Below are 1,062 nucleotides of genomic sequence, written 5' to 3'. Positions count from 1 at the left end.
TTGTCGTAGCGGGTGGCGATGCGTCGGAAGTCCTTGAGGCGGCAGAAGGCGCGCTCGACGAGATTGCGGCGCTTGTAGGCTTCGCTGTCGAAGGGATGCAGGCGCTTGCGGTAGGGTGCGTTGGGGATCACCGGACGCATGCCGCGGGCCAAGAGCTGGTGGCGCAGGGCGTCGCTGTCATAGGCGCGGTCGGCGGCCAGGGTCTTCGCGGCGGGGGACATGGCGATCAGGTCGTGGGCGACGGGGGCGTCGCCGCGCTGTCCTGCGGTGACGATGAAGGCGATGAGCCGTCCACGCTGATCGACCAGGGCGTGGAGCTTGGTGGTCCGCCCGCCGCGCGAGCGGCCTATGGCGTTGGCGAGAGCCCCCCTTTTCCGCCCGCCGCCGAGCGGTGCGCCTTGGCCCAGGTGCTGTCGAGCATCAGCTCGGCAGGCGGTCCGCCCGACGCGGCCAACTCCTCGAAGGCCCGGCGCCAGACGCCCGCCTTCGCCCAGCGGACCCAGCGGTTGTAGAGCGTCTTCCTCGGCCCGTAGGCCGCCGGCGCATCCGCCCACCGACCACCGCTCATCAGCACATGCACGATGCCCGAGATCACCCGCCGATCATCGACCCTGGGCACGCCCCGCGGCTTGTTGGGCAGCAGCGGCTTCAGCCGCGAGAACTGCTCGTCGCTCAGCCAGAATTCCGTCATTCCCGCTCTCCTCTGAGAGCTTGAAGCACTGTTCGGCCAAGTCCGGAATCCCGCTTATGGGTCCAGACCCTAGCCTATTCTGCGGCGGCGCTGAGCAGGGCGACGGGCTCCGTCGCCTGAGCCTCGGGCAGGGTCAGGCTGCGGCCTTCGAAGTGGGCGCCGGCCTCGATGGCCAGTTCGGCGTGGCTGATGTCGCCGTCCACCCGGGCCGTGGCGCTGAGGCGAACCTGGCGCGCCGTCACGGCGCCGGACACTTGGCCGCGGATCTCCACGCTATCCGCCCGGATGGCGCCGACGACCGATCCGGTGGGGCCGATGGTCAGTCGCTCGACGTCGACGTCGCCGTTGACCGCGCCGTCGAGATGGAGGTC

2 protein-coding genes are annotated in these 1,062 nt (G+C 70.2%); both read right to left on the bottom strand.

Translation table 11 applies throughout. From position 1 onward, the window contains the following. A protein-coding gene (locus OKA04_RS24555; protein WP_264503872.1) for an IS5 family transposase occupies positions 1-691 on the bottom strand; the annotation gives its coding sequence in 2 pieces (ribosomal slippage) (positions 1-364 and positions 364-691; 692 coding nt annotated over the 2 pieces). This gene is flagged as partial in the annotation. Positions 692-765: 74 nt separating this feature from the next. Further along, the coding region (locus OKA04_RS24550) for a bactofilin family protein (protein ID WP_264503871.1) at positions 766-1,062 on the bottom strand (297 nt) is incomplete at its 5' end.

The organism is Luteolibacter flavescens (assembly GCF_025950085.1).
In the GTDB taxonomy this organism is placed as follows: Bacteria; Verrucomicrobiota; Verrucomicrobiia; order Verrucomicrobiales; family Akkermansiaceae; genus Haloferula; species Haloferula flavescens.
This window is presented reverse-complemented; position numbering and strand designations above follow the sequence as displayed.